Genomic DNA, 26,605 nt, shown 5'->3' with positions numbered 1-26,605 from the left:
AAGTATCGAAAAAGCAGCAGGTCTTAGCCGATACAAGCGCGAATCCTCGATTCTTCGGCCAATTTCACCGCCAGACGCGCCGTGAAACATCGCCGCACAGCTTCAGTAGCTCGCAACCAATTGTTTTCACAGGTGTTTTTTATTGGAATCCGCCTTTGTTTCACGAAAAATGATTAAATCCATACGCAATTCCGCAGCTCTCCCGGAAAACGGGACAGGGCGCGCAAATACCTACGCTAGCCTCTGTGATTTGTAGTATTTAATACGTAATTTGTAGCAAGTAGTTTTTGGCTGCCGCGATCGCCATTTTGAGCATTTCGGTACCGTTGTCGGCCGAACGACATCGAGCGCTCAAGTGCTGGAGTATTTCTACATCCGGCATTTGCCCTCCACCGCCGACCCGCGCAAAGTGTTGCGGCAGCGAGCGGGCCCACGCTCGACCCGGCACCACGGACACCCGGCGCCCTCAGCCGTCGCTTCTCCAATCCCGCCTCTGCCCACGCTCCCGGACTCCTCGATCTGCGCGATGTCCTCATGCAAGAGCCGTCGGATTTCGAGGATAGCCTGCGCCGTCTACTGCACGCTGTACCCAACCAAGATCACTTTCTCCGACAGCGGCCCTTAAGATGTGCGCCGCGATAGGGACGTTCCTACGCGCCAAACATTCGCGAGCGAAAGACGCACAAGCTTCGCCGCCCAGTGCGATCGATTGCTCCCGAATGGCGCGCCTCAATGTGGCGCCGCGATAAAGATCGCGCGCTCAACTCGAGGCATCGGTGCGCGCCGGCGCCGTGCCGCCGGGATCGAAGTGCGCGAGCGTCTGTTGTGTGGCGCGCCGGATGCGCGCGAGGTTGACCAGAATCGACGCGTTGGTCTGGAAGTGGAGCGGACGTGCCACATTGAAAAGCCTGGCGAAGCGCTTCATCGACCTGAATATCGTCGGCGACGCTGACCCTTGCTTGAGCACTGCTCGCGAGGCTGTGCAGCACCAGAATGATTCGTCGATTGGGATCGAGTTGTTGCATCACGTAGATGCGCCGCGAATCGATGCCGCGGCCGCGTCCAATCAGGCTGCTGGCCCAGAGCGCCACCGTCTGACCATGTCACTCGCCATTCTCTTCGCGAAACCGATCGTACACGGACAGCAAGACATCATGCGAGGCAAGCTCCTGCACCGCATAGTTGTAATAGTCGCGCACCTGCGTCTGCCGATTTTCGAGTGCACGTTCGCGGACGGTGCGCTGACCGAGGAAAAAATGCATAGGCGAATCGTGCGGTCTTGAGCCACAGATCGAATTGCGCGTCGCCCCATTCCCTTGTGCTGACCGCGGTGTGCTTGACGGCCATCTCCAACGACAACTCCGCGAGACATGACGATCGCCGGTCGGTGCAGCGTATCGCGCGTCGCGACAGTCAAACGGCCAGTGTACAGCTTATCTCCGCGGCGCATCGCGATGTACTGCACGGGGCCTTGCGAGCCGACGGTCACCATTGCGCAGCCGAACAGAAGACTGCGGGCGAGCAGGGCGAGTGTCACGGCACTCCGATGCGTTGATCGGCCATGGTCCGCTGTCTAGAATAGGACTAGCGATCATTTACGACGACCATCAAGGTTGACCTCGCATGCGCGATGAATGGTATCGATGCGTAGCAAGGGTACGGGCTTCTAAAGAAATGGAACAAGCGGATAGCAGACCGGAAGCTTCCGCGAACGATGGTGCAGTCTGGTGCCGGTAATGCCGTTGGCTTCAGTCGGGAGGACGAACAGGAGATGCGCAGCGTGCGGGTGCCTGCTCCGCGTGAGTCCCTTTCTGGAAGTAAGCAGCTTCTCCGAATGGTGGACGATGGCAACCCAGGCCGAGACCAAACTGTCGTTGCCCGCATTGACCGCGATGGTCGTCGGCTCAATGGTGGGCGCAGGAATTTTCTCGTTGCCGCGCAATTTCGCGCGCGCGACCGGACCGTCCGGCGCGGTCATTGCGTGGTGCGTGGCGGGTATCGGCATGTATGCGCTGGCTCGCGTCTTTCAGGCGCTCGCGCAGCGGCGGCCCGAGCTCGACGCCGGCGTGTTCGCGTACGCGCGAGCGGGATTCGGCGACTATGCGGGTTTTCTGTCCGCATTCGGCTACTGGATGGCCGGCTGCTTCGGCAATGTGTCGTACTGGGTGCTGATCAAGTCGACGCTCGGCGCTTTCGTGCCCGCATTCGGCGAAGGCAACACGGCGACCGCGATCATCGTGTCGTCGGTGGGCATCTGGCTGTTTCATCTGGTGATGCTGCGCGGCGTGCAGCAGGCGACGATGATCAATACGATCGTCACGGTCGCGAAGGTCATCCCTATCGTGCTGTTCATCGTGATGCTGATCGCGCTGTTTCGCGCCGATATGTTCCGCGCGAATCTGTGGGAAGGCAGCGCTCAGATCGGCGCGGGTCTTTTCTCGCAGGTTCGCGCGACGATGCTCGTCACCGTTTTCGTGTTCGTGGGCATCGAAGGGGCGAGCGTGTACTCGCGCTATGCGAAAAAGCGCTCGGACGTCGGCGCGGCGACGATCACCGGCTTCGCGGTCGTGCTGTGTCTGCTGGTGCTCGTGACGCTGCTGCCTTACGCGAGCTTGCCGCGTGCCGACATCGCGGTGTTGCGCCAGCCGTCGATGGCCGCGGTGCTCGGCGCGCTCGTCGGCCCGTTCGGCATCGTGTTCGTCAGTGTCGGTCTGATCATTTCGATCCTGGGCGCATACCTCGCATGGTCGCTGATCTGCGCCGAAGTGCTGTTCGCCGCCGCGCGCCTCGAGACGATGCCGCACATCTTCACGCGACAGAACGAGCGCAGTGTGCCCGCCGCCGCGGTGTGGCTCACGAGTAGCGTCGTGCAGATGTTCGTGATCAGCACGTACTGGTCGAACGATGCGTTTGCGCTGATGCTCAATCTGACGAGCTCGATGGCGCTGATTCCTTATTTTCTGGTGGCCGCATACGGCGTCAAAGCCGCGCGCCACGATAGCGAGCAGACCGGGGGCACCTTGAGCGGCGCGTTGCGCACCGAGTATTTCGTCGCCATGTTAGCGACTTTGTACACGGCATTTCTGCTGTTCGCGGGAGGTCCGAAGTTCCTGATGCTGTCAGCGCTGCTTTACACCCCCGGCACGATCCTGTACGTGGCGGCCAGACGCGAGCGCCGCCTGCGGGTGTTTTCGAAAGTCGAGTGGGTCATCTTTGCCGTCGCGACCTGCGGCGCGATTGGTGCGCTGATCGGCCTCACGACGGGCGCCATTGTCATCTGAGCGGTCGATTAGCGTAGCCGCGCAGGCGCGGGTGGACCAAAACGTGTTCGCGGGAGAGCGATCGCAACATGGACAAGCGCGTCAGACTTTCGGCACCGGGCCTGATGGCGATGGTGATCGGCTCGATGGTCGGGGTGGGGGTCTTTTCATTGCCGCAGGCGCTCGGCAAATATACAGGCGTCGTCGGATCGTTGATCAGCTGGATCATCACGGGCTCCGGCATGCTGACTCTCGCGCTGATCTTTCAACGACTCGCCTGGCGCAAGCCCGAGCTGGACGTCGGCGTCTATACATATGCGCGCGTCGGCTTTGGACGGTATACGGGTTTTCTGTCGGCTTTCGGCTACTGGTGTGGCAGTTGTCTTGGCAACGTGACCTATCTCGTTCTGATCAAGTCGGCGCTCGCGATCGCCGTGCCCGCTTTCGGCGCCGGCAATACGCTGAGCGCGATCGTCAGTTCCTCGCTGATGATCTGGGTATTCCACTTTCTGATTCTGCGCGGCGTCAAGGGCTCGTCCCTGGTGAATGCATCGATGACGGTCGCCAAACTGCTCGCGATTGGGTTATTCGCAGTGCTCGTGCTACCCAGTGTCGAATGGCAACTGTTCGTCGCGAATCTTTGGACCGGTCCGGAACAGTCGGCGGCCGGTCTGTTCGGCGAGGTGCGCAAGACGATGTTGGGCACGGTCTTCGTGTTTCTCGGCGTCGAAGGCGCGAGCGTTTATTCCCGTCATGCGCGCGAGCGGCGCGACGTCGGCGTTGCGACCGTGCTCGGCTTTCTCTGCGTGCTCGCGTTGATGGTCATCGTGACATTGTTGTCGTATGGCGTGTTACCGCTCGAGCAGTTGGGCGCGCTGAAAAATCCGTCGATGGCCGGCGTGCTGAGCGCCGCGCTCGGCGCCTGGGGCGCGGTCGTGGTCAAGCTCGGTCTGCTGATATCGGTGCTCGGTTCGTATCTCGCATGGACGCTGCTCGCCGCCGAGATTCTGCATGCGGCAGGCAAGAGCCGTACGATGCCAGCGTTTCTCGCGAGAGAAAACCGCAACCACGTTCCGGTCGCCGCGCTATGGATGACGAGTCTCGTGATTCAGGCGTTTCTGATCGTGACGCTGTTTTCGCAGGAAGCGTTCACGTTGGCCAAGGAGTTCACGACGTCGATGAACCTGATCCCGTACCTGTTGGTCGCCGGTTACGGGTTGAAGCTCGCATCGAGCGGCGAATCGTATGCGGGGCAGCCGTGGTCGCGGCGCATCGATTTCATGCTCGCGCTGGCGGGCTGCTTCTACGCGCTATTTCTCGTGTACGCGGGCGGTCTTCATTATTTGCTGATGTCCACCGTGCTCTATACGGGCGCGACCGCGTGGTTTTACATCGCCGAGCGTCGCAAGGGGACATCGCCGGTGTTTACGCCGCGTGAACGCTGGCTGTTTATCGTGGTCGCGCTCGCGGCGCTAGCCGCGTTTGGGGATCTCATGCGCAATCATTTTGCGACCTAAGGTACCGTTGAGGGCCGCTCCTACGCTTGGCAATCCCAGCCTTGATAAGCTTAAGTCTACTGATGGATTTTCGCATCTTGTTATTCGAATTTTTTGTTCGAATCGAATCCGTCGGGCATGCGACAGCCTCGGCTATCACTCGATGACCGCCGGTCAGGGCACCGCTGCATAGGGCAACGGTTCGACCGTAATCGGGCAAGCCGCGACCCCTGTGTTCCTACAAGACATATCGGAATTCGCTGAATTTTCTGTTCTTGGTGTCTCGTACAATCTGACTGTGTCCTAGGCGAGGATGTTTCAATTTCTCACTGACGAGTGCGGTGCGCTGCTCTATTTCTCTCTCCTTCGTTGTTGATCCATGCCACGTTGCATGGGAAGAATTGCTTGATCTCCAAAGACGCAGCGACCTTCTCATCGAGTTTTCATTGTTTTAAAAAATGGTCGTTCGAATCTTTAATTTCTGTCAAGCCGAAACGGCTGTCGGCATGGTCAAGGAACTCTTTGAAATGCGCTAAAAGCCTTCTTGCATTCGACGATGTCTGTTGCCCGGCCTTCGCTATTGAGACCTCCCGACTTGGTCCGAGCAAATGCGGCGGCCGGTAGCTTGTGAAAACAGACGGGCTTGAATGGGTCCGTTAGTAGCATGGGTGCAATATCCCGCTTTCTTCGCGTCACAAAGCCGCGTGCAGTGACGTTGCACTTTGGCAAGAAAACATGATGTGTTTTGGTACGAAAAAGTCTTCACCAGTATTGCAATGGAGTGTGAGTGAACAAAATAAGAGTCGGTATTGCCGACGATCATCCATTCATCCTCCTCGGCGTCGAGCATCTTCTTCAGCCGTGCCCAGACATCCAGGTCTGCCTCAAAAGCGAGAGCATTGGTCGCTTGCTCGAACTGCTAGTTGAAGTGCCGGTTGACGTTCTTGTGTGCGACTACGAATTCGAAGGGGATCCGTATGCCGACGGTCTCAGCCTTCTTGACCGGATTCGGCGTGTCGCGCCAACCGTGCGAGTTGTCTTTCTGAGTTCACATTCTTCGCCGCACATCATTTCGGCTGCACTCAATGCCGGGGCGGCCGGCTTCGTCGGTAAGGGACCCGAGGGCTTTGTCAGCCTTACCACTGCCGTTCGAGCCGCGAAAAACAAGAGCGTCTTCCTGCCCGATTCCATTGCAAACAAGGTTTTGTCCGCAACCGGGCGAGCAGCGGAAATCCAATCCTCTCTCAATTTACTATCTGAAAGAGAATCGACAGTCATACGAATGATATGCAACGGAATGTCGATCGGCGCGATCGCCGAGCGACTCAATCGAAGTCGCAAGACCGTTAGCAATCAGAAGAACGCGGGCATGAAGAAGCTCGGTGCCAAAAATGACGTGGAACTCGCCGCGATCGTGCGCGGGTGGTCCTGTTCTTGACAAATGCGGCCCTCTTTCGGGCCGAGCCTGTGATTTTCGTCGCACCTTCTCCCACACATTGCTGATCGTGTGATCGGTCCGGCCAGAGAAACCGACGGCTGTTTCGTTCGCTGATCCATGTGGTACTTCATTTTGGGTATCGGCCCATTAACAATGACCCGCTTCAATGACATCATTTCTCTGCCTTGACGATCGCCGGAAGCATCGGCCTTACAAGGGTTTGTCGTTTTCAAATAGCAACATAGAGGACTCTGATGAAAAAACAAGTCACGCAACTCATGATCGCGCTGATGGGCCTGTCCGTCGCGCCGATGGTTTTCGCTCAAACTGCACCGGGCACGGGTCAAGTCACGTTCAACGGCGAACTGTACGACGACACCTGCGTGATCAACGCCGGTGACGAAGACAAGACCGTCACGTTGCCGACCCTGTCTACGCAGTCGCTGGCTGCGGCTGGCCAAACCGCTGGCTCCAGGATGTTCGAAATTTCGGTGTCGCAGTGCCCGGCCTCGCTGAGCAGTGTCGCGGCGCATTTCGAGACGACGAACATGAACCCGAATACGCGAAATGCCATTAACCTGGCAACAGCTTCACCTGCCAAAAATGTCGAAGTGCAATTGCTTGACAGCGATGGCCAAACGCCGATTCTGCTGGGTAGCACCGGTTCGTTCGTGTCTATCGCGACCGACCGTACCGCAACGATGAGCTACGGTGGCCAGTACTACGCAACAAACCAGACCCAAGCCGGTTTCGTGACTGCTGTGGTTCGCTACACGTTGGCATACCAGTAAATCAACTCAAGCCGAATGGCATCGGGCTGCATTTCTATTACGGAGGCAGCCCGAAGCGACATTCCGCTTATCTGTCGCGTGGAGGAGCGAATGTCTTCAATGAAATTTCCTGTCCGGTTGGCCGCAGCGGTTGCCTGCAGTGTGGCCACGATTTCTGCGCAGGCTGCTATCACCATTACCGGTACGCGAGTCGTCTATCCGGCGCAAAACCGCGAAGTCAATGTCCGCTTGAACAACGTTGACAGCCGTCCGGTTCTGGTTCAAGCGTGGCTGGACGATGGCGATGCGGCGGCCGCGCCGAATGAAATCAAGGTGCCGTTCACGCTGTTGCCGTCGGTATTTCGAGTCGAGCCTCACAGAGGTCAGGCTTTGCGCATCATGTTCGCGGGTGGCGACATGCCGAAAGACCGTGAATCAGTCTATTGGCTGAACGTGCTGGAAGTACCGCCAAAGCCTAAGGACGCTGATAACCGGAACATGATCCAGCTCGCGTTCCGCACGCGTATCAAAATGTTTTACCGTCCCGAGTCGTTGCTGGATGACCCAACGGCCCGGCGGGCGCAATTGAAGTGGCATATCGAGTCGGACGAAAAGGGTCAAAGTGTCGTTCGCCTGGAAAATCCTTCGCCATACTACATTTCAGTCGGCTCGGCTGAAGTGGAAACGGCAAACAGGAAGGTCGTTCTTGTGCCCAATATGGCTCCACCGTTCGGGCACGTTGATTTCCTTCCACAAGAAGGAAAACTCGATATCAAAGTTCCTGCCACAGTTTCCTACACGGTTCTAAACGACTTCGGTACAGCGATCAAGGACTCGGCGGAACTCGGCAGCGCTCAAAGCGCGCAAGCGCAAAGAAATCAATAATTGGAATACGGGATGTTGGGCGTGCGGAATTGTAAGGCGGCGGTTGAAACAGTACTCGGTAATGTCCCGTTCAGGTTCCATCCACTGGCTTGGGCGGCGATCGTAGCGTCGGGTTGGGTCTTTTCCGCGAACTCCGCGGTCGCCGCATGTGCATCGGACTCGTCCACAAAGTCGTCAAACGACTGCGCAGTGCCCGAGTTACCACAACAGGCAGTCGCTGCCAACGGAGAGGCTGCGCGTACTGATGCGTCGGCTACCATACCGACTTCGAACGTGCCTTCCGCCGAAGCTCCGCAGGAAGTTGAGTTCAATCCAGCATTCTTTACAGGCAACGTCGCCGATTTGTCGCGTTATACGCGAGGTAATCCCGTTGCTCCCGGTGTTTATCCGCTCGAATTGCTCGTCAACGGCAAGAAGCGCGGACGCTTCGACGTTTTTTTTCAGGCGGTAGCGGGTTCGGATATCGCCGCGCCCTGCTTTACGATGTCGAGCCTGGACCGGGCTGGTGTAGATACCGAGCGCGTGCTCGAGCGCCTAAAGGAAGCCGGAAAGAGCAACTTCGAGGACGCGGACCCATCACTGCAATGTATCCCGCTGGCGGAAGCCGTGCCAGGATCGGTTGCGTCGTTCAACACCGCGGATCTGCAACTCGATCTGTCGATTCCGCAGATCGAATTACGCAAGGAGGCCGCAGGGTACGTCGATCCATCGCGCTGGGACAACGGGATCAACGCGGGTCTCGTGCAATACAGTCTCGCCAGCTATACCGCTCACCAGAACAGTGGCGCCGGAGATTTCAGCAGTGCCTATCTCGGTCTGCAAAGCGGGATCAACGTGAATGGCTGGCGTTTCCGCCAGTGGTCCACCGCAAGCTGGCAGAACCGGGGTTCCGGCACGCACTGGCAAAGTGTTGCACTGTTTGCACAGCACGACGTCACGGCGCTTAAGAGTCAATTTACGATCGGCGACAGCTCGACGAGCGGCGATGTCTTCGACTCATTCAATGTGCGCGGCGTCCAGCTCTCCAGCGACGACCGGATGTTGCCGGACTCCATGCGTTCCTATGCGCCGGTTGTGCGTGGTGTGGCTGATACCAATGCGCGCATCACCGTGCGCCAGAACAACATCATCGTGGCCGAGACTAGCGTGCCGCCCGGGCCGTTTGAACTAAACGACCTGCCGGCTACCGGCTACGGCGGCGATCTTCAGGTCACGATTACGGAATCCGACGGGCGTCGCCGAACTTTTCTCGTGCCGTTCGCGTCCGTGCCGCAGTTGCTCCGGCCAGGTGTCTCGCGATTCAATCTGACAACCGGTGTCTATCGCGATACCGTGCTGAATAACCATCCGTGGGTGGCGCAGGCGGTTTATCAGCGCGGCCTGACAAACCTGTTGACCGGCTACACCGGTGCCCAGTTTTCCGAAGGTTACTGGGCGGCCCTGATCGGCGTCGCGCTCAATACGCCGGCCGGGGCATTCGCGCTCGACGTAACCACGTCGGGAACGAATATCCCCGGCGTCTCGGGTGGCCGTCCTGGCTACAGTACCCGGATCAGCTACAGCAAGCTTCTTCCCGGACCGAACACGAATTTCTCCGTTGCGGCTTATCGCTACTCGACCGCACACTTCTACAGTCTGCGCGACGCGATGTACGCGCGCTATGACCCACGAAACACTACGGGCCAGTACGACTACCGCACGCGCAGCCGTCTGCAGTTGAATATCAATCAGCCAATCGGCGAGTCGAGTTCCCTGTACATTGCCGGCAGTTCGCAGAACTACTGGGGCTCATCGAAAGGCTACGACCTTCAGTATCAGATTGGCTTCAACAGCTCGTACAAGCGGGTGTCCTATTCGCTATATGCGCAACGCTCGCGCCTGCAAAACTCGCAGATCAGCACGCAAGTGGGTTTGAATCTCACGATTCCACTGGGCAAGGTGGACTCGAACGAGCATCATCCGTTCGACTATCTAACCACCAATCTTTCGCGCAGCTCCAACGGAGACAGCACGATACAGGCCACGGCGTCTGGCAACACGACCGGAGCCACGCCACTCAGCTACGGCGTCAATGCGTCGCGCATCGTCTCCGGCGAAAATCGGAGCGTTTCCGCGGGGGGGTACGCGATATATCGCGCGCCGTTCGGTACTTACAACGGCAACGCATCGATCAGCAATCAGACGCGTCAGGCCGCGTTCAACGCCGACGGTGCGGTCGTCATTCACAGTGGCGGCGTCACGCTGAGCCCGCCGCTTGGCCAGGCGTTCGCGCTAGTCGAGGCGAAAGGGGCGGATGGTGGCCGGGTCATCAATGGTCAGGGGGCGCGGATTGACGCAAATGGCTATGCAGTGGTGTCTTCGCTGACGCCATACCGCGTCAACACGGTCGCGCTGGATCCAAGCGACGTGCCGCTCGACGTTGAACTGGGCAACACGAGTGAGGAAGTCGTGCCGCGTGCGAATTCGCTCGTGAAGGTGAAGATTGCGACCACACAGGGCACGCCGATTTTCGCGGAAGTCTCGGATCGCGAAGGCAAAGCCATGCCGATGGGCACTGAGCTGTTCGACGAATCCGAAAAATCGGTGGGTATCGTCGGCCAGGGGGGGCTCGCGTACCTGCGCGGCCTCGAGCACGAGGGCAAGCTGCTGGTGCGCTGGGGCAACGGCGCAGCGCAGCAGTGCGTGATGCCCTACTCGGTGCCGGACGACGACAAGCGGGACAGCAGTCAGCACGCGGGAATCGTGGCGCGCATCAAGCTGAGCTGTGATCCAACGCTCATCTGGTCTCCGCCGGCAAAGCCCGTGGCGCAACGTTCAGCGGGCGCGGCGCTCGTCAGTTCTCTTCGCTGAAGTGCAAAGGCCGATGCTTGGGTAGCCCCAGCGCTGCGGCTTCGAAGATTCCGCCGACAGTGGAGGTCAGGAAATGAAACATATTTGCAGATATTTTCGGATTGCCGGACTTGTTTTCGGCGTGACTGCCGGCGCGCTGTCGGGGTCCATTCGAGTACATGCGCAAGGCTCGCCCTCGGTCAAGCTCAATTTTAGTGGCACCTATAACGCGACGACATGTTCTCTGATCAGCTCGCCTGACATGACGGTCACGTTGCCGACGCTCTCGACGCAGTCGCTGCCGACGGCCGGCCCGGTAGCCAACGGCACAAAGGTCTTCACCATTACGATGCAATGCGCGAGCGGCGTGACGGGTGCGCGCGTCTACTTCGAGAGCGGTCCCTCGACCGATCCCAATACAGGAAACCTGACCCTGCAGAACGCGGGGGGCGGGACGTCGGCAACCAATGTGCAGGTCATGTTGGCCAATGCGGACGGAACGCGGATCAAGGTCGGCGACCGGTCCACGATGAAAATCATTCCAATCACGTCCACGGATCCGACGTCGGTCGATTTCATCGCCGGCTACTACGCAACCGGGCGAGCCACAGCCGGTATGGTCAATACGTTCGTCACCTATGTCGTCGAGATGCCTTGACGTTGCCGCCGGGAATAATCTTCTCATGACATCTGACTCAATGGTCGCGCTGATGCGATCGACCGCGTTGCATGCAGCACTGCTGTCCGGCGGCGCGGAGATCCCGGCCATTGCTTTTTGGCGTGCGCGTTGTAGCACGTTGGTCGGGACGCTACAGCAGGACATGCAGGACCGAAACTTACCGGCAACGGACATTCGGGAATTCAGCCTCGCGCAATGCGTTCTGCTCGATGAACTGACTTTGCATGCATTGCCCTCCCGGCAACACGAGGAATGGTTGGCTGACCCGTTGCAGACGCGTTTTCACGGGGTGCGCGATGGGGCCGCACGGGTATGGGAACGGATCGACGCAGTGGTGAACGATAACCGTCAGGACGTAGCCCGATTCGAGTTCTACAGCGTCTTGCTGGAGCTGGGCTTCGACGGGGGACGAGCAAACGCCACAACCTGTCTCGAACGGTTGAAGTCGGCGTTAAATTCGCATAGGCGTGGCATAGCGGTGTTATCCCTACCCGCCCCGGGGGAAACCACCGTCACCCTGACCAACTCGCCTCGACGGCCGCTCATGCGCCGCATATCATGCATACGTGGCACAGCTTGCGGCGTCATTGCTGGCGCGATTGCTGTCGCGTCACTATGGACTGCGCTCGACCTTGGTCTGGACGCTGCGATACGTTGTTCGGCGCAAACACCGGCCACGCAGAGCATCCCGATCCAGAGGAAGCATTTGCAATGTTTTTGGTGGCAACGTGCGTGAGTTGTCGATTGTTCTCGTCATCGGGCCGCATGCCAGCGCGCTGTTTGCGCGCGATGGGCAGGCATCCACATTGCGACGCAACGGCGATGCCGTGTGGCTGCCTGTTCGGACCACGGAGGAGCTGTCCGGCGTGATCACTGCGGTGATGGAGTCGTATCAACGTCCTCCGGATGCCGTGCTGATCCCACTCGTTCCTGACGGTGATTGCGATGACGCCGTGATTCGCCGCGAGTTCTCGCGCTGGAGGCATGCACTCCACGCAAGCATCGGTCCAAAGGCGTTTGTCTTACCGTCTTATATCGCTATATACGCGTGCCTCGGCGCAAATGGCGACCACGCTGTGAAACCGGTTTGGTTCGGCGATGCCATCGATATATCGGCAATGCCATCAGTGGCTGGAAGCGCGTGGAAACATGCGCAAGCGCTCAGGGAACAACTGGACCAGGCATGGCTCACTGCCGGACAACCGGAGCGGGCGTCGCGTGCCGGACTTGGACATGCGGTGTTCGACTGGCTAGAAGATGTTGCGCTGCTGTCGATTCTTTCATCGCTGGCAAACACCGCGCCTTTCTCGCTGCGCGGCGTGCTGTTGACCGACACCGGACACCCGCCGATGCGCGCCGGCGCATGGACGCGATGGTTGATCGGTAAAACCGGGCTGCGGCCGCCGCTGATGACGTCGAAGGCACATCCGAAGCCGTTGTCTCTGCCTTCGCTCGTGGCTACTGCGCCAAAGGCGAGCGTGCGAGCCCGAAAGGCCAGGTGGTACAAGCCGTACGACCGCGCGTTGCATGCGGTGGCCGTGTCGTTCTGCGTCCTGGTTGTGTCGATCGGTGTATCGGCATGGTCGAACAACCGGTGGGTCACGCGAGTCGCCAACGATCTCGAGGCCTACACGCACAAACCTGCTACCTACGCAGACGTGAAGCCTGAGCGATTTGAATCATTAGGCGGACACTCCGAGGAACTGACTCATCATGCGAGCAGCGGTGTGCCGGCCGGGCCTGGCTGGGGCCTGTACCGGGGAAATTCGTTGCACGTCGCTCTCGAAAAGGCGATCGCGCCATGGCATTCGCCATCGGGCGCCGCGCAGTCGCCGCTACCCGCTGTAACCATCGATAACCTCTCATTGTTTGACGCCGGGAAGACGACGCTGAAGTCGGGTGCGGAGCCCCGCCTAAAAAGCGTGCTTGAACTGATTCGCGCAAATCCGGACAAGCGGATCCTGATTGCGGGCCACACTGACAACGTGGGTACGAGCACGGCGAATCAGACACTCTCGGAGGCACGCGCGCGGGCGATCCGGGATTGGTTTGTCAACAGCGAGTCGTTGCCCGTCACGCGTTTCGCAATTCAAGGGTATGGCGATACCCGTCCGATTGCCAGCAATGCAAGCAGCGACGGACGCGCGGCGAATCGCCGAGTCGAAATCACGCTTGTTCCCGACTCATAAACGCGCTAAAGACGTCGATCTCGGATCGATGTCAACGCGCTTCCATATTTGCCACAGTTCCTACGGGACGTTCGTGCAGGCGAACAAGATAGACATTTGGGAAACGGCCCATATCTTCTGACGGAGTTGAGACTTACCATCACCGGGTAAGGAATCTTATCCAAATGGTTAGCAGTACTGCCGCTTTCTATCTTTTTTAAGCGAATAAAGTCAGAGCACTATGCCGGTTTCCAACAGTTCTCAAAAATTCATCGCACGTAATCGTGCGCCCCGCGTCCAGATCGAGTACGACGTCGAAATCTACGGTTCAGAGAAAAGAGTCGAGCTTCCGTTCGTGATGGGCGTCCTCGCCGACTTGTCGGGCAAGCCACTCGAACCGTTGCCCGCTGTCGGTGACAGAAAGTTCTTCAATATCGACATCGATAACTTCGATGAGCGAATGAAAGCCATGAAGCCGCGTGTCGCGTTCGCGGTGCCCAACACGCTGACGAACGAAGGTCATCTGATGGTCGATATTACGTTCGAAAGCATGGAGGACTTTTCGCCCGCAAACGTGGCGAAAAAGGTGGACGCCCTCGCGCAGCTCCTCGAGGCACGCACGCAACTCGCCAATCTGCAAACGTATATGGATGGCAAAAGTGGCGCGGAAGGTCTGGTCAGCAAGGTCTTGAGAGACCCTGCATTACTTGAGGCACTCGCCAAGGCGCCGAAGCCGCGGGCGGCATCCGCTGACGAGCCGGTGACTAACGATTGATTATTGCTTTCCGCACGAAAGCGCAGCCAGAAAGTATGGGGAAATGATGGCCGAACTTCAAACGAAGACGAGCGCCAAAGCAACGGCGAGCGTTACCAACCAGTCTGATTTCAACGCGCTCCTGTCGCGCGAATTCAAGCCCAAGACGGAGCGCGCCCGCGAGGCGGTCGAGGGCGCTGTCCGAACGCTCGCTCAGCAAGCACTGCTCACATCGGTAACCGTGTCCGACGACGCGTACAAAAACATCGAGGCGATCATTGGCGAGATCGATCGTAAGTTGTCCGAGCAGATCAATCTGATCCTTCATCACGAAGAATTCCAGAGTCTGGAAAGCGCATGGCGTGGACTTCATCACCTCGTCACGAACACTGAAACAGACGAGAAGCTGAAAATCCGCTTCATGGATGTCTCGAAAGACGATCTGCGTCGCACAATGAAGCGCTATAAAGGTATTGCGTGGGATCAGAGTCCGTTCTTCAAGCAGATCTACGAGGAGGAGTACGGCCAGTTGGGTGGGGAGCCGTACGGCTGTCTCGTCGCCGACTACTACTTCGATCACACGCCGGCAGATGTCGATTTGCTCGGCTCGATTGCGAAGGTGGCAGCGGCGTCGCATGCGCCGTTTATTACAGGCGCGGCGCCGTCCGTGCTGCAGATGGACTCGTGGCAGGAGCTCGCGAATCCGCGCGATCTGACCAAGATTTTTACGCAGAACCTGGAGTATGCGCCCTGGAATGCACTGCGCAATTCGGAGGATTCCCGCTACATCGGGCTTGCAATGCCGCGTTTCCTCGCCCGTTTGCCATACGGCGTCAAGACAAACCCGGTCGACGAGTTCAATTTTGAAGAGGCGACCGACGGCGCGGATCATCAACGTTATGTATGGTCGAACGCAGCCTACGCGATGGCGGTGAATATCAACCGTTCGTTCAAGCACTACGGTTGGTGCACGCTAATTCGCGGCGTGGAAAGCGGTGGTGTAGTTGAAAACCTGCCGTGCCACACGTTTCCGACTGACGACGGCGGCATCGACATGAAGTGCCCAACGGAAATCGCGATCTCCGATCGTCGCGAAGCGGAATTGTCAAAGAGTGGTTTCATGCCGCTCATCCACCGCAAGAACACTGACTACGCAGCGTTCATCGGCGCGCAATCGTTGCAGAAACCGGTCGAGTACCCCGATGCGGACGCAACTGCGAACGCGAATTTATCGGCGCGTCTTCCGTATCTGTTTGCTTGTTCGCGTTTTGCTCACTACCTGAAGTGCATTGTGCGCGACAAAATCGGATCGTTCAAAGAGCGTGACGAAATGCAGCAGTGGCTCAACGAATGGGTCATGAACTACGTTGACGCCGATCCTGCGAACTCGTCGCAGGAAACCAAAGCGCGTCGCCCGCTGGCCGCGGCTGAGGTGGTCGTCGAAGACGTCGAGGGAAATCCCGGGTATTACCAGGCGAAATTCTTCCTGCGTCCGCATTTCCAACTCGAAGGCCTGACGGTCTCTCTGCGCCTCGTCGCGAAGCTGCCCCTCGTGAAGGAAGCGGCTTGACCGCACGTCCACGTTTATCCGGTAATTGAGCGAAGGACAGGCGCTCACTAAATATGCCTGATTTTAATTGAGCATTTCTAAAACCAATCTGTAGCAAGGAGTATTTCATGGCGCAAGACATCTTTCTCAAGATCAACGGAATTGATGGTGAGTCGGCAGACGCTAACCACAAGGACGAAATCGATGTTCTGAGCTGGGCGTGGGGCGTCACGCAGCAATCGAACATGCACGTCGGCTCCGGCGGCGGTGCGGGTCGGGCAACGGTCGACGACTTCACGTTCGAGCATTTCATCGATCGTGCAACTCCTAATCTGACGCAATATTGCCTGACCGGTAAGCATATCGACGAAGCCAAGCTCGTCGTGCGGAAGGCGGGCGGTAATCCGCTTGAATACATCAAGTTTACGATGAGCGACGTGTTGGTTACTTCGGTGCATCCTTCCGGCGTTAGCGATGACGAATCGCGTCCGCGCGAAAAGGTGTCGCTGTCGTTTGCTCGTCTGAAACAGGAATACGTGGTGCAGAACGCGCAAGGCGGTAGCGGCGGCGCAATTACGGCGACATTCGATATCAAGAAGAACTCAGCCTAAGTTGCATATTTTCCTGATCCGTGGCACCACCGGGTGTACTTTGTCCGGTGAGCCGTGTCACGGTAGCGAGCCAGGGGGTCGGGCCGGTTGCAGGCGTCCTGGTCAGTTCATTCAGGGCGACGTGCGAGATCACCTTGATACCGTCAGATGGTTTTGAACTCATTTTTTCGCTTCGGGGTATGGCTGCGTGTTGGGGGCTGGCTTGTCGTGAGCGGGGCGAGCATCGCGCTGCCTGGGTGCACGAGCACAACCGCTCCCGTCGTCAAGGAGCAAACGAACCTCAGGCTAAAAATCGCGGCAAACGAGAACGTCAATCCGAACGAGTGGGGAACGGCGGCGCCGATCCTCGTTCGGGTCTACGAACTGAAAGCCCCGACAGCGTTTGAAAACGCGGATTTTTTCACGCTGCAAAGCGACGACAGAAAAGTCCTTGGCGACGACGCGCTGGTCGTTGACGAATTCATTCTGCGTCCCGGTGACATACGCGACATCGTCCGCAAGTCGAATTCCGCCACCACCGCAATTGGTGTGCTGGCCGGCTACCGGGATCTCGGGAAATCAGTATGGCGCGCGGTGTACCGGTTGCCGGTCGCGCCCGACGCCGCATGGTACAGGATGGCTTTTCCAGGCAAGGAACAGAAGCTGATTATCCAGCTTGACCAGCGTACTGTTTCGATTTTAAAGTCAGACTAATTTCGATGAATTGGTATAGCAAGGTTGTTTGGAGCGAAGGACTTTTCCTGCGACCGCAATTGTTTCAACAGCAGGAGCGATATTTCGAGTCGTTCGCGCATCGCCGGAGCACACCGTTGAGCCCTTTTTTCTGGGGCTTCAGCCGTTACGAAATCGATCAGGAATCGCTAGCATTCGGGAAGTTGGTGTTCAAGAGTGGGCTTGGCGTATTTCCGGACGGCACACCGTTCGAAGTGCCGGGCCTCACGTTGCCCCCGCCGCCACTGACAATCGGACCGGAGCATCAGGATCAGGTTATTTATCTGGCGGTCCCGCTTCGCTTGCCTAACACGGAGGAAACCACCTTCGCCGAGCAGAGCGGATCGCTGGCCCGGTATCACGCGTACGACACGGAGCTGCGCGACAGTAATGCGATCGGCCAGGGTCCAAAGCTCGTCCAACTCTCGAATCTGCGCTTGCGGTTGTTGCCCGAGAAGGAGCTTACCCAGTCGTGGATCGGTATTGCGCTGACGCGCGTGAAGGCGCTGCACGCTGACGGCGCTGTGTCGCTGCACAGCACGGACCATATTCCTCCCGTGACCGGTTACGGCGCAAATCCTTTGCTGCGTGAATGGGCGATGCAACTGCACGGTCTCGCGCGATTGCGCGCCGACGCGCTGGCTGCCCGTTTGGCAGGTACCGATGGCCGTACGGGCGCAGCGGCCGAAGTGGCCGATTACCTGCTGCTTCAGGTGCTCAATCGCTATGAGCCGCTGCTCGAGCATATTTGCCAACTCAAGGAGACAGCGCCGCTGACCCTGTATCGAGAGCTCGCGCTTTTTGCCGGCGAACTTTCGACCTTCGTGCGTCCGCAGACGCGGCGTCCGAAGCCGGCTCCAGGCTATGACCACGCGCAGCTGTACCGAAGTATCAGGCCGCTCGTCGACGAAGTTCACTATCTGTTGAACCAGGTGTTGATTCGCGGTGCGCAGCTCGTTCCGCTCACGGAGCAGGCGCATGGCATCCGCACGGCGGCGATGCTGCCGAACGAATTGGCAGGCTATTCGAGCCTCGTGCTCGCGGTCGGCGCGCAGATGCCTTCCGAGTTGCTGCAGCAGCAGTTCCTCGCTCAAACGAAGATCAGTTATCCGCAACGTTTACCAGAATTGATCCGTTCGCATCTGCCCGGTCTGGCCATGGCGGCGCTGCCGGTTCCTCCGCGCCAGATCCCATTCAATTCGGGCTTCGTCTATTTCGAGCTGTCACGAACGGGACCGTTCTGGGAACAGATTGAGCGCCATGGAGGGCTTGCCATGCACGTCGCCGGGCACTTCCCCGAACTCAAGCTTGAACTGTGGGGCGTGCGGCAAAAATGAGTACAGGTGCCTCCGGGGACGGTGCGTTCGACTTCCTGTTGAACCCCGACAACTCCGCTTCTGGTCATAGCCAGCCGACTGAGATGCCCGCCGGGCGTACCGCAAGCGCGGGTGTCGCCAATCCGGAACCAGTCGTCGACGTGGCTGCCTTCGACCCGCCGGAAGAAATGCCAACGCGCCTCGAGCGCATGAAGACGGCGCGCAATCCGTTGCTTGAAGCGGCACAGCCTCTGTTGCGCATGCTGGCGGACATGCCGGCTTCGCTCGACTCTCTGGCCGCGGTCGAGAGCTTGCGCTCGCTGCTGGTGCGTGAGGTCGCGGCGTTCCAGAAGGTCTGCGACAAGGCGAATCTGCCGTGGAAGCACATGGCGGCGGTGCGCTACGCGCTGTGCACCGCGCTCGACGAAGCCGCCAATCGCACACGGTGGGGTAGCGGTGGGATCTGGGCCATGCGCGGCCTGCTGCTGACGTTCGAAGGAGAGGTGGACGGTGGCGAGAAGTTCTTCCTGCTGATCGGCCGCATGGCGACGGACCCTCAGGAGTACATCGACGTGCTCGAGGTGCTCTACCGCATTCTCAGCCTCGGATTCGAAGGACGTTACAGCGTTGCCGCGGAGGGTCCACGTCATCTGGAGCAGATACGGCAGCGAATGCTGACGCTGATCAGCGGCACGCGAGACACGATCCGGCTCGAACTGTCGCCGCATTGGCGTGGGGAGGAGCCCGGCCGAATGCGGCTCCTGAAAAGCGTGCCGGTCTGGGCGACGGCGGCCGTGGCTGCACTATGTGTGTTCTCGCTGTTCGCCTGGTACAAGTATCGGCTTCTCGCGCAAAGCCACGCGCTGGAGGCGAAGATTCTCGCAATCGGAGAGCCGATCAAGGTCCCGACGCCGACAGTCCCCGAGCGCGTGCGCCTGTCGACTCTGCTCAAGGACGAGATCGCTCGCGGCCAGGTCTCCGTCGACGAGAACGAGCGCAGCAGCCGGGTCGTGTTGCGTGGCGACTATGTGTTTCTTCCGGGACAAAGCCGCATTCGCCCGGAGCTCGATCCGGTGTTGACCAAGGTTGCGCAGGAGGTGGTGCGGGTCGGCGGCAATGTCACGGTGACCGGACACACCGACAACCAGCCGATTCATACGGCGGAGTTTCCAGATAACCAGGCGCTGTCGGAAAAGCGCGCCGCGTTGGTCGCCGGCGTTTTGAAGGCGCATGGCATGCCTGCCGAGCGGATCGTGGCGGTGGGCAAGGGCGATACACAACCTATCGAGGACAACAGTACGCCGGAAGGTCGTTCCCGCAATCGACGCGTGGAAGTCTTCGTCGCGCAATAACGGGAAAGCCTTGATGTCTTATTTGAACCGCCTGTCGAAACTTGTGTTTACGCGCCAGACGCTGGTGCTCGCAGCGATCCTTGTCGCGGCTGTGGCCGTCTGGTTCGTCGGACCGCTGATTGCTTTTGGCGACTACCGCCCGCTCGAGAGCATGCTGTCGCGTACGCTGTCGATTGTCGTGCTGTTGCTGCTACTGCTGTTCTGGCTGCTTGGCTGGTCGCCGGCTGTAATCGGTGTCGTGGTGCTGTGTCTCGCGCTTTGGTATTTCGGGCCGATACTCGCATTCGGCGAAGCGCATCCGCTCGGCACGACGTGGTCCCGCGTGCTGCTCATCTCGGTGCTGCTCGCCTGCTACGCGATCTACGGGCTGTATCGCCTGTGGCAGGCGGCGCGCAGCGACGACGTGCTGCTGCAGCGCATTCTGAATCCGTTCACGAAGAGATCGGCGTCGAGCCCTGTCGCGCGAGACGAAATCCGCGCGCTTCACTCGGTCGTCACGAAGGCGATAGAAAAGCTCAAGCGCATGCGCGGTGGTCCGGCGGGGCTGCGTCGCCTGCTCCAAAGCCAGCGCTATTTGTACGAACTTCCATGGTACATGGTGGTGGGCTCGCCAGGCGCCGGCAAGACGACCTTCATCCTGAATTCGGGTCTGGATTTTCCGGACGCGGACCAGATGGTCGCTGCGTCGCTGAAACGCCGCGTCGAAACGGCGAACTGCGACTGGTGGTTCGCGAACGAGGCGGTGCTGCTCGATACCGCCGGCCGCTATACGGTCCAGGACGCAGCGGCGCACGACGCCGCGAAGCCTGACGCAAAACCGGACGACCTGAAGAGCGCCAACGCCGCCGAATGGCACGCCTTCCTTGCGTTACTGCGCAAGCGGCGCCCGCGCGCGCCGATCAACGGCGCATTGCTGGCCGTCTCCGTCGAAGAACTGTTGACGCGCCCGGCACACGAACGAAAGGCGCTGGCCGCGTCGATGCGCGCGCGGCTTGGGGAATTGCGCCTGCAACTGGGGATTCGCTTCCCCGTCTACGTGCTCGTCACGAAGCTCGATCTGTTGCCGGGCTTCGCAGAGTACTTCCAGTGGTTGACGGCCGAAAGCCGCGCGCAGATTTTCGGCTTCACACTGCCTTATCAGGAAGAGGCGGAAGAGCACGGTCGCGACACGCTGCGCGTGAGCTGCGCGGCCGAGATGCGTGAGCTGGAACAGGGACTCGAAGACGGCATCAACACGCGGCTGCAGGAGGTGTACGAGGTCGATCTGCGCAAGAAGCTGTATGCGCTGCCGTCCGAATTCCGCTGCCTTTGCGCGGAACTCACGGAATTACTCGCGCTGGTGTTTCTCGATTCGAAATACGACGACATGCAGCTGGGCAGCACGCTGCGCGGCGTCTATTTCACGAGCGCTGCGCAAACTCACGAAGCCGTGTGCGCCGACAGCACCACGCTGCTGCAGCGGCTGCGTCGCGGGCTTGCCAGCTCGTTCGGGGTGGCGCCGAAGACACACCCATCGTCGTCCGGGGACGCTGCACCAACCGGGTATCGCGGATATTTCCTGCGCCATCTGTTCCAGCGGGTAATCCTGGCCGAGGGACATCTGGTGCGCCCGAACCTTCACTGGGAAATCCGTTCTCGCGCGCTGCGCCTCGTCGGGCATCTGCTCGCGATCGTCGTGGCGGTATGGCTGATCGGCGCGCTCGTCGTGAGCTTCGGCAATAACCGCGAGTATCTCGCCGCGATCGACGGCAAGGCCACCGCGCTCGCGTCGCGTGTTTCGACGCACCGTAAGGCTCCACAGACGGGGGCGATTGGGGCGCCACTGTCCGCGTCGCGTGAGCTGCCTCAGTTCCAGGGCATCGATCTCGACCGTCCCGCTCTCGCATGGCGCTACGGGCTCTACGCGGCGCCCGCGATCAGCGACGCGGCCGGCGAGACCTACGACCATCTACTGAGGCAGATGCTGCTGCCGCAAATCGTCGGCCGGCTCGAAACGGTGCTCGACACGCAAGTCGGCGCACAAGACGCGGACGGTGTCTACCGCACGCTGTCGGTCTACCTGATGCTATTCGATCGCTCGCATTACGACGCGAAAGCGATCAAGGCGTGGGTACTCGCTGACTGGGAACACGCCAACAGCGTCGCACCGCTCGGCGAGCGCAACGTGATGGCACGCCATCTCGACGCGCTGTTCGCCGACGACGTTCCCGCGGTGCCGGCAAAGCCGGCGAAGTCACAGCTGGTGCGTCGCGCACGCGAGTTCCTCGGCCGCAACCCGGCGTCCGGACGGCTCTACGAGCGGGCAATGAACGCCATGGCTCCCGAAGCGCCCGAGAACGTCACGCTGCTGAGCGCCGCGGGTCCGCAGGCGACCGCCGTATTCACGCTGGCCGACGGCTCGACGCTTGCGCGGGGCATCCCCGGTCTCTATTCCTACGACGGCTATCACGCGGTTTTCAACAAGCGCCTGCCCGAATTCATCGAGCAGGCACAAAAACAGGACGCGTGGGTGATGGGCGAGGCCGATGCATCGGCGCGGTGGGGGCAGCTGACAAATGGCAACTTGCGGCGCAAGGACAGGCTCGCCGACGATATCCGCCGCCAGTATCTGACCGATTACGGCAATTACTGGAGCCAGTTTCTCGACGACGTAAGACCGGTGTCCGGTAGCGGCGGCACGCTGGCTCCTGATCTGCAGACGTTGCGCACGCTGGCCGCCCCCGATTCGCCGCTGGCGAGGCTCGCGCGAACGGCCGCGCGCGAGACGTCGCTGTCGGTGGCCGACGGCACGGACGATCCGTCGCTCGCCGATAGTGCAATGAACGTGATCGCGCGTCGCTCGCAGGCGGTGCGCGCGGCGAGCGCCGTGGCCGCAACCGCCACGATCGGACAGCTCGCGCAGCAGAAGATGGAACGCGACCTGGTCGACAGACGCTTTGCCGCGCTGCGCGAAGTCGTGACCGGGCGGCCCGATAGCGCAAGCGCGCCACCGGGTAGCAGCGGCGTACTCCAGCTTGGCGGCATCATCGGGCTGATCAACGAACAGTACACGCGCCTGATGACGGCCGGCGAGGTACTCGCCACCAACAGCATGCCGGCCACCGATGACCTCGGCTCAACGATGCAGCTCGAGGCGCAAAAGCTACCGGCGCCGTTTCGAGCGGTGCTCGCGGGCATCGCGTCGCAGTCGATGCGCAAGGTGGACCGCGGCGTCGAATCCCTGCTTGCGATGCAGGTCGAATCGAGCGTCGGCGCCCAATGCCGCCGCGCGGTCGAAGGCAAATATCCGTTCGCCGCGAGCGCACAGGAAGTCGACATCGAAGACTTCAACCGCGTGTTTGCGGCGGGCGGCCTGCTAGACGACTTCTTCCAGAAGACGCTCGGCGCCCGTGTCGACACCAGCGTGCGTCCGTGGCGGTACCAGCCGGTCAGCGCCGGTATGCCGCCGATGCAAGGGCCGAGCCTGGAACCGTTCGAGCGCGCTGCGGCGATTCGCAGAACGTTTTTCCGCGATCCTGGCGCAAGCCGCATGTCGTGGAGCGCCGGCCTCAAAGTTGTGTCACTGGACCCGGAAATGACGGATCTGCTCATCGACATCGACGGGCAGAGCCTGCGCTATGCGCACGGTCCGGTCACGACGTTCCATGTCACCTGGCCGGGGCCGCGTGGCGGATCGATGGCCGGTCTCACCGCGAATCCGCGCGTGCGTCCAGACACGTCGACCATCATGGCCCAAGGTCCATGGGCGCTGTTCCGACTGATCGACGCGGGCCGCGTGACATCGACGTTGTCGTCGAGCCGTTCGGCTGTGGACTTCAATTTCGACGATCGGCACGCAGTCATCGAGCTCACGTCCGGTGGTCAGTCGGGCCCGCAGTTGACGGCGCTGCTGAGGGGATTTCGTTGCCCCGGCAGCGCGAACGTGATGGCGAGGCGGATGGACGCATCGGTAGGGTCCGCATCCGCTGATGCTCTGTAGCGTTTTCGAAATCCCTGCGCTCAATTGCGCGCGACATTGTTTTCGATGAAGGAATCTAGAGGAGCGCATGTCAAGTAATCCCTTGAACGCAATAAGCGTGCATAGCCGGGCAGTTACGGTATCGAGCGCGGCGATACCTCAGTGGCCGGACCAGAGCGCGGATGGACTGACGCGGTCGGCGCTGGAGTTCATGTCATTGAGCGGCAGCGAACGTCTGGGCAAGCTGTTCAGATACGAACTTCAATTGCGCACGCCCGACGATTACACGGTGCCGCTTGCCGTCAGTGCCAACATCGACCTGAAGGCACTGATCGGCAAGGAAATGACCGTCACGGTCGAGCTGGCGGCGCCTGCCGACCTGAGCGGCAATAACGAAGCACGTCAGCGCGAAATCACCGGACTTGTCGTCGCGGCGGAATACTTCCGCCGGGAGGGCCGCTACAACGTCTATCGCGTCGTGCTGGAGCCCTGGCTGTCGCTGGCCGCTCTGACGACCGACTACAAGATCTTCCAGAACAAGACGGTGATCGAGATCATCGACGAGGTTCTGAAGGACTACCCGTACCCCGTCGAAAAGCGCCTCGACGTGAGCCGCTATACGGTCGAGGGTGAGAGTCCGCGCAACGAGCCGCGTGCATTCCAGGTGCAGTACGGCGAGACCGACTTCCACTTCATTCAGCGCCTGATGGAAGAGTGGGGCATCTACTGGTTTTTCGAGCATATCGACGGTAAGCACCGGCTCGTGCTGTGCGATCACATTGGCGCGCACCGCCCGTCGCCGAACCCGGCGTATCAGACGCTGGCGTTCCAGCCGCAGGAAGGCAAGACCGACACGGAATACATCAGCGCGTTTTCGACGACCGAAGTCCTGTGCACCGGTCATTACGTGACGAGCGACTTCGACTTCACGCGTTCGCGGGCCGACATGCGGTCGATCAATCAGCAACCGCGCGACACGAGTTGGAACCTGCTCGAGCGCTACGATTGGCCGGGCGACTACACCGACGGCACTCATGGCGAACTGCTGGCGCGTACGCGCATGGAAGCGCTGCGCGCGCCGGGCACGCGGGCGAAGGGCGAAGGCAACGTGCGCGGGCTCGCGTGCGGCCAGACGTTCGTGTTGACCAACTACGACTATACGGCCGCGAATTGCGAATACCTGGTCGTTGGTACGGAATTCGAACTGACCGGCACGCCGGACGAATCGGGCAGTGGTTACCACTACACGTGCAGCAACAAGTTCGAGGTGCAGCCGACTAGCGAGGTGTTCAGGCTGCCGCAGGAGACCCTGAAACCGACCGTCAGCGGACCGCAGTCGGCGGTCGTCGTGGGCCCCCCGGGCAAGGAATTGTGGACCGACGAATTCGGCCGCGTGAAGGTCCGCTTCATCTGGGACCGTTATGGCCAAAACGTCGAGACCGATTCCTGCTGGATTCGTGTGAGTCAGGCATGGGCCGGTCAGGGGTTCGGTGGCATCTACATTCCGCGCATCGGACAGGAAGTCATCGTCGATTTCTGGAACGGTGACCCCGATCGTCCGCTGATCATCGGCAGCCTGTACAACACGGCTACACCTCCGCCTTATGACTTGCCGGGCAACGCGACGCAGAGCGGTTTCATGAGCCGGTCGATGGAAGGGGGCATGCAGAACTACAACAGCATTCGCTTCGAGGACAAGGCGGGTGCCGAGGAATTTACGGTACAGGCGGAACGGGACATGAACCGCCTGACGAAGCTCAATGAATCGCACGTCGTCGGTGCCGACTACACGATCGGCGTGGCCGCGGCGCACAGCATGACCGTCGGGGCGACCTCCAGCACGGTCGTTGGCGGCAAGTACTCGGTCAGGGTCAAGAATATCGCCTCCTATGACGTCGGTCTCGCGCAGTTGACGAAGATCGGGGGCGCCGAAGTCACCGCGGTTGGCGGAGCGTCCACGCTCACGGTAGGGGGCGTACGTACCGTCACTGTCGGTGGCGCGTCCACGCATGCGGTTGGCGGGGCTTATTCACTGTCCGCCGGTGGTGTGCTGTCTATCGTGTGCGGTGCGTCGTCGCTGACCATGACCAAGGATGGCGAGATCAAGCTGATCGGCAAGAAGATCCGTATCCAGGGCGAAAAGCGTGTGGTTGTAATGGGGATGCCGCTAGAACTCAATCCTTGTGACAAGGACAAGTGCAATGCGACGACCGTTCCTGTTCCTGTCGTGGGGTGCGACGCACTGGATGTTCCCTGCATAGATGAGCCCGACCCGTGCGAGCCTATTGTGTGTCCCCCGCCGGAGCCGTCGGACGAGCAGCCGGAGCCGTCGGACGAGCAGCCGGAGCCGTCGGACGAGCAGCCCGAGCCGTCGGACGAGCAGCCCGAGCCGTCGGACGAGGAGCCCGAGCCGTCGGACGAGGAGCCGGTGCCGTCGGATGAGGTACCACCGCCAACCGGCCAGGAGGCATAACAGCAAGCGTCGCCATCCCGTGCATCGGCGAATGCGTGCGCGCCCAGCCCTGCACGGGCCTTCTTGTTCTCACGAGAATATCGATCATGTATGCAGTGGTTCGCAAGGGCGATCCGATCGGCGACGGTGGTTCGGTCGTCGGCGGGTCACCATCGGTCTTTGTCAATGGAATACCGGCGGCGCTCGTCGGCATCAGTTCCGTGGTTTGCTCGCTGCACCCGTCCGCGCAATCCGTGGTCGCCGGTTCGGGCTCCGTATTCATCAACAACGTGCCCGCGGCAATCGCCGGCGGCTCGGTTTCGTGTGGCTCGGCGTTGTCCGTCGGTTCGCCGGACGTGCTGATCGGCGAGTGACGG

General features: G+C 60.1%; 20 protein-coding genes. 19 read left to right on the top strand and 1 reads right to left on the bottom strand.

From position 1 onward, the window contains the following. Positions 1 to 760: 760 nt before the first annotated feature. The gene (locus LJ655_RS11980) at positions 761 to 898 is read right to left on the bottom strand and encodes a hypothetical protein (protein WP_230561448.1); all 138 of its coding nucleotides are present in this window, start codon (positions 896 to 898) and stop codon (positions 761 to 763) included. Position 899: 1 nt separating this feature from the next. On the opposite strand from LJ655_RS11980, the gene LJ655_RS11975 reads away from it, so the two are divergent. The 19 genes from LJ655_RS11975 to LJ655_RS11885 all read left to right on the top strand — a co-directional run bounded on the left by LJ655_RS11975 (position 900) and on the right by LJ655_RS11885 (position 26,602). After that, positions 900 to 1,283: a hypothetical protein gene (locus LJ655_RS11975; protein WP_230561447.1), complete on the top strand. Its 384-nt coding sequence runs from the start codon at positions 900 to 902 to the stop codon at positions 1,281 to 1,283. A gap of 561 nt (positions 1,284 to 1,844) precedes the next feature. After that, positions 1,845 to 3,281 carry a basic amino acid/polyamine antiporter gene (locus LJ655_RS11970; protein WP_230561532.1) on the top strand — a complete coding sequence of 479 codons (1,437 nt, stop codon included), beginning with the start codon at positions 1,845 to 1,847 and terminating at the stop codon, positions 3,279 to 3,281. Between the two features lie 68 nt (positions 3,282 to 3,349). Then, a complete protein-coding gene (locus LJ655_RS11965) occupies positions 3,350 to 4,777 on the top strand; it encodes a basic amino acid/polyamine antiporter (protein WP_230561446.1) in 1,428 nt (475 codons plus the stop codon). Between the two features lie 766 nt (positions 4,778 to 5,543). Then, positions 5,544 to 6,194, top strand: a complete 651-nt coding sequence (locus LJ655_RS11960; protein WP_230561445.1) for a response regulator — start codon at positions 5,544 to 5,546, stop codon at positions 6,192 to 6,194. 254 nt (positions 6,195 to 6,448) lie between these two features. After that, positions 6,449 to 6,985, top strand: a complete 537-nt coding sequence (locus LJ655_RS11955) for a fimbrial protein (RefSeq protein ID WP_230561444.1) — start codon at positions 6,449 to 6,451, stop codon at positions 6,983 to 6,985. Positions 6,986 to 7,084: 99 nt separating this feature from the next. Further along, the gene (locus LJ655_RS11950) at positions 7,085 to 7,849 is read left to right on the top strand and encodes a fimbria/pilus periplasmic chaperone (protein WP_425605801.1); all 765 of its coding nucleotides are present in this window, start codon (positions 7,085 to 7,087) and stop codon (positions 7,847 to 7,849) included. A 12-nt stretch (positions 7,850 to 7,861) separates the two neighbouring features. Further along, on the top strand, positions 7,862 to 10,699 hold the full coding sequence (locus LJ655_RS11945; protein WP_268991408.1) for a fimbria/pilus outer membrane usher protein: 2,838 nt from the start codon (positions 7,862 to 7,864) through the stop codon (positions 10,697 to 10,699). Positions 10,700 to 10,772: 73 nt separating this feature from the next. Further along, on the top strand, positions 10,773 to 11,336 hold the full coding sequence (locus LJ655_RS11940) for a fimbrial protein (protein ID WP_230561441.1): 564 nt from the start codon (positions 10,773 to 10,775) through the stop codon (positions 11,334 to 11,336). 40 nt (positions 11,337 to 11,376) lie between these two features. After that, positions 11,377 to 12,093: a DotU family type IV/VI secretion system protein gene (locus LJ655_RS11935; RefSeq protein WP_230561440.1), complete on the top strand. Its 717-nt coding sequence runs from the start codon at positions 11,377 to 11,379 to the stop codon at positions 12,091 to 12,093. Further along, complete coding sequence (locus tag LJ655_RS11930; protein WP_230561439.1) at positions 12,086 to 13,546, top strand: OmpA family protein; 1,461 nt, start codon at positions 12,086 to 12,088, stop codon at positions 13,544 to 13,546. The genes LJ655_RS11935 and LJ655_RS11930 overlap by 8 nt, the downstream gene beginning before the upstream one ends. A gap of 220 nt (positions 13,547 to 13,766) precedes the next feature. Further along, complete coding sequence (tssB, locus tag LJ655_RS11925) at positions 13,767 to 14,300, top strand: type VI secretion system contractile sheath small subunit (RefSeq protein ID WP_230561438.1); 534 nt, start codon at positions 13,767 to 13,769, stop codon at positions 14,298 to 14,300. Positions 14,301 to 14,343: 43 nt separating this feature from the next. Beyond that, on the top strand, positions 14,344 to 15,849 hold the full coding sequence (gene tssC / locus LJ655_RS11920) for a type VI secretion system contractile sheath large subunit (RefSeq protein ID WP_425605797.1): 1,506 nt from the start codon (positions 14,344 to 14,346) through the stop codon (positions 15,847 to 15,849). A gap of 107 nt (positions 15,850 to 15,956) precedes the next feature. Beyond that, a complete protein-coding gene (locus LJ655_RS11915; protein WP_230561437.1) occupies positions 15,957 to 16,439 on the top strand; it encodes an Hcp family type VI secretion system effector in 483 nt (160 codons plus the stop codon). A gap of 147 nt (positions 16,440 to 16,586) precedes the next feature. Continuing rightward, a complete protein-coding gene (tssJ, locus tag LJ655_RS11910) occupies positions 16,587 to 17,132 on the top strand; it encodes a type VI secretion system lipoprotein TssJ (RefSeq protein ID WP_230561436.1) in 546 nt (181 codons plus the stop codon). 5 nt (positions 17,133 to 17,137) lie between these two features. Then, entirely contained in the window at positions 17,138 to 18,487 is a 1,350-nt protein-coding gene (tssK, locus tag LJ655_RS11905) for a type VI secretion system baseplate subunit TssK (RefSeq protein WP_230561435.1), read from the top strand. Beyond that, complete coding sequence (tssL, locus tag LJ655_RS11900) at positions 18,484 to 19,818, top strand: type VI secretion system protein TssL, long form (RefSeq protein ID WP_230561434.1); 1,335 nt, start codon at positions 18,484 to 18,486, stop codon at positions 19,816 to 19,818. Before tssK ends, tssL begins: the two co-directional genes overlap by 4 nt. 13 nt (positions 19,819 to 19,831) lie before the next feature. After that, positions 19,832 to 23,797: a type VI secretion system membrane subunit TssM gene (gene tssM, locus LJ655_RS11895; protein WP_230561433.1), complete on the top strand. Its 3,966-nt coding sequence runs from the start codon at positions 19,832 to 19,834 to the stop codon at positions 23,795 to 23,797. A gap of 67 nt (positions 23,798 to 23,864) precedes the next feature. Further along, positions 23,865 to 26,249 carry a type VI secretion system Vgr family protein gene (locus LJ655_RS11890; protein WP_230561432.1) on the top strand — a complete coding sequence of 795 codons (2,385 nt, stop codon included), beginning with the start codon at positions 23,865 to 23,867 and terminating at the stop codon, positions 26,247 to 26,249. An 86-nt stretch (positions 26,250 to 26,335) separates the two neighbouring features. After that, a complete protein-coding gene (locus LJ655_RS11885; RefSeq protein ID WP_230561431.1) occupies positions 26,336 to 26,602 on the top strand; it encodes a PAAR domain-containing protein in 267 nt (88 codons plus the stop codon). Positions 26,603 to 26,605: the final 3 nt, after the last annotated feature.

Source organism: Paraburkholderia translucens, assembly GCF_020881035.1.
In the GTDB taxonomy this organism is placed as follows: domain Bacteria; phylum Pseudomonadota; class Gammaproteobacteria; order Burkholderiales; family Burkholderiaceae; genus Paraburkholderia; species Paraburkholderia translucens.
Note: the sequence above shows the minus strand (reverse complement) of the source record. Positions and strands in the feature narration are given on the sequence as shown.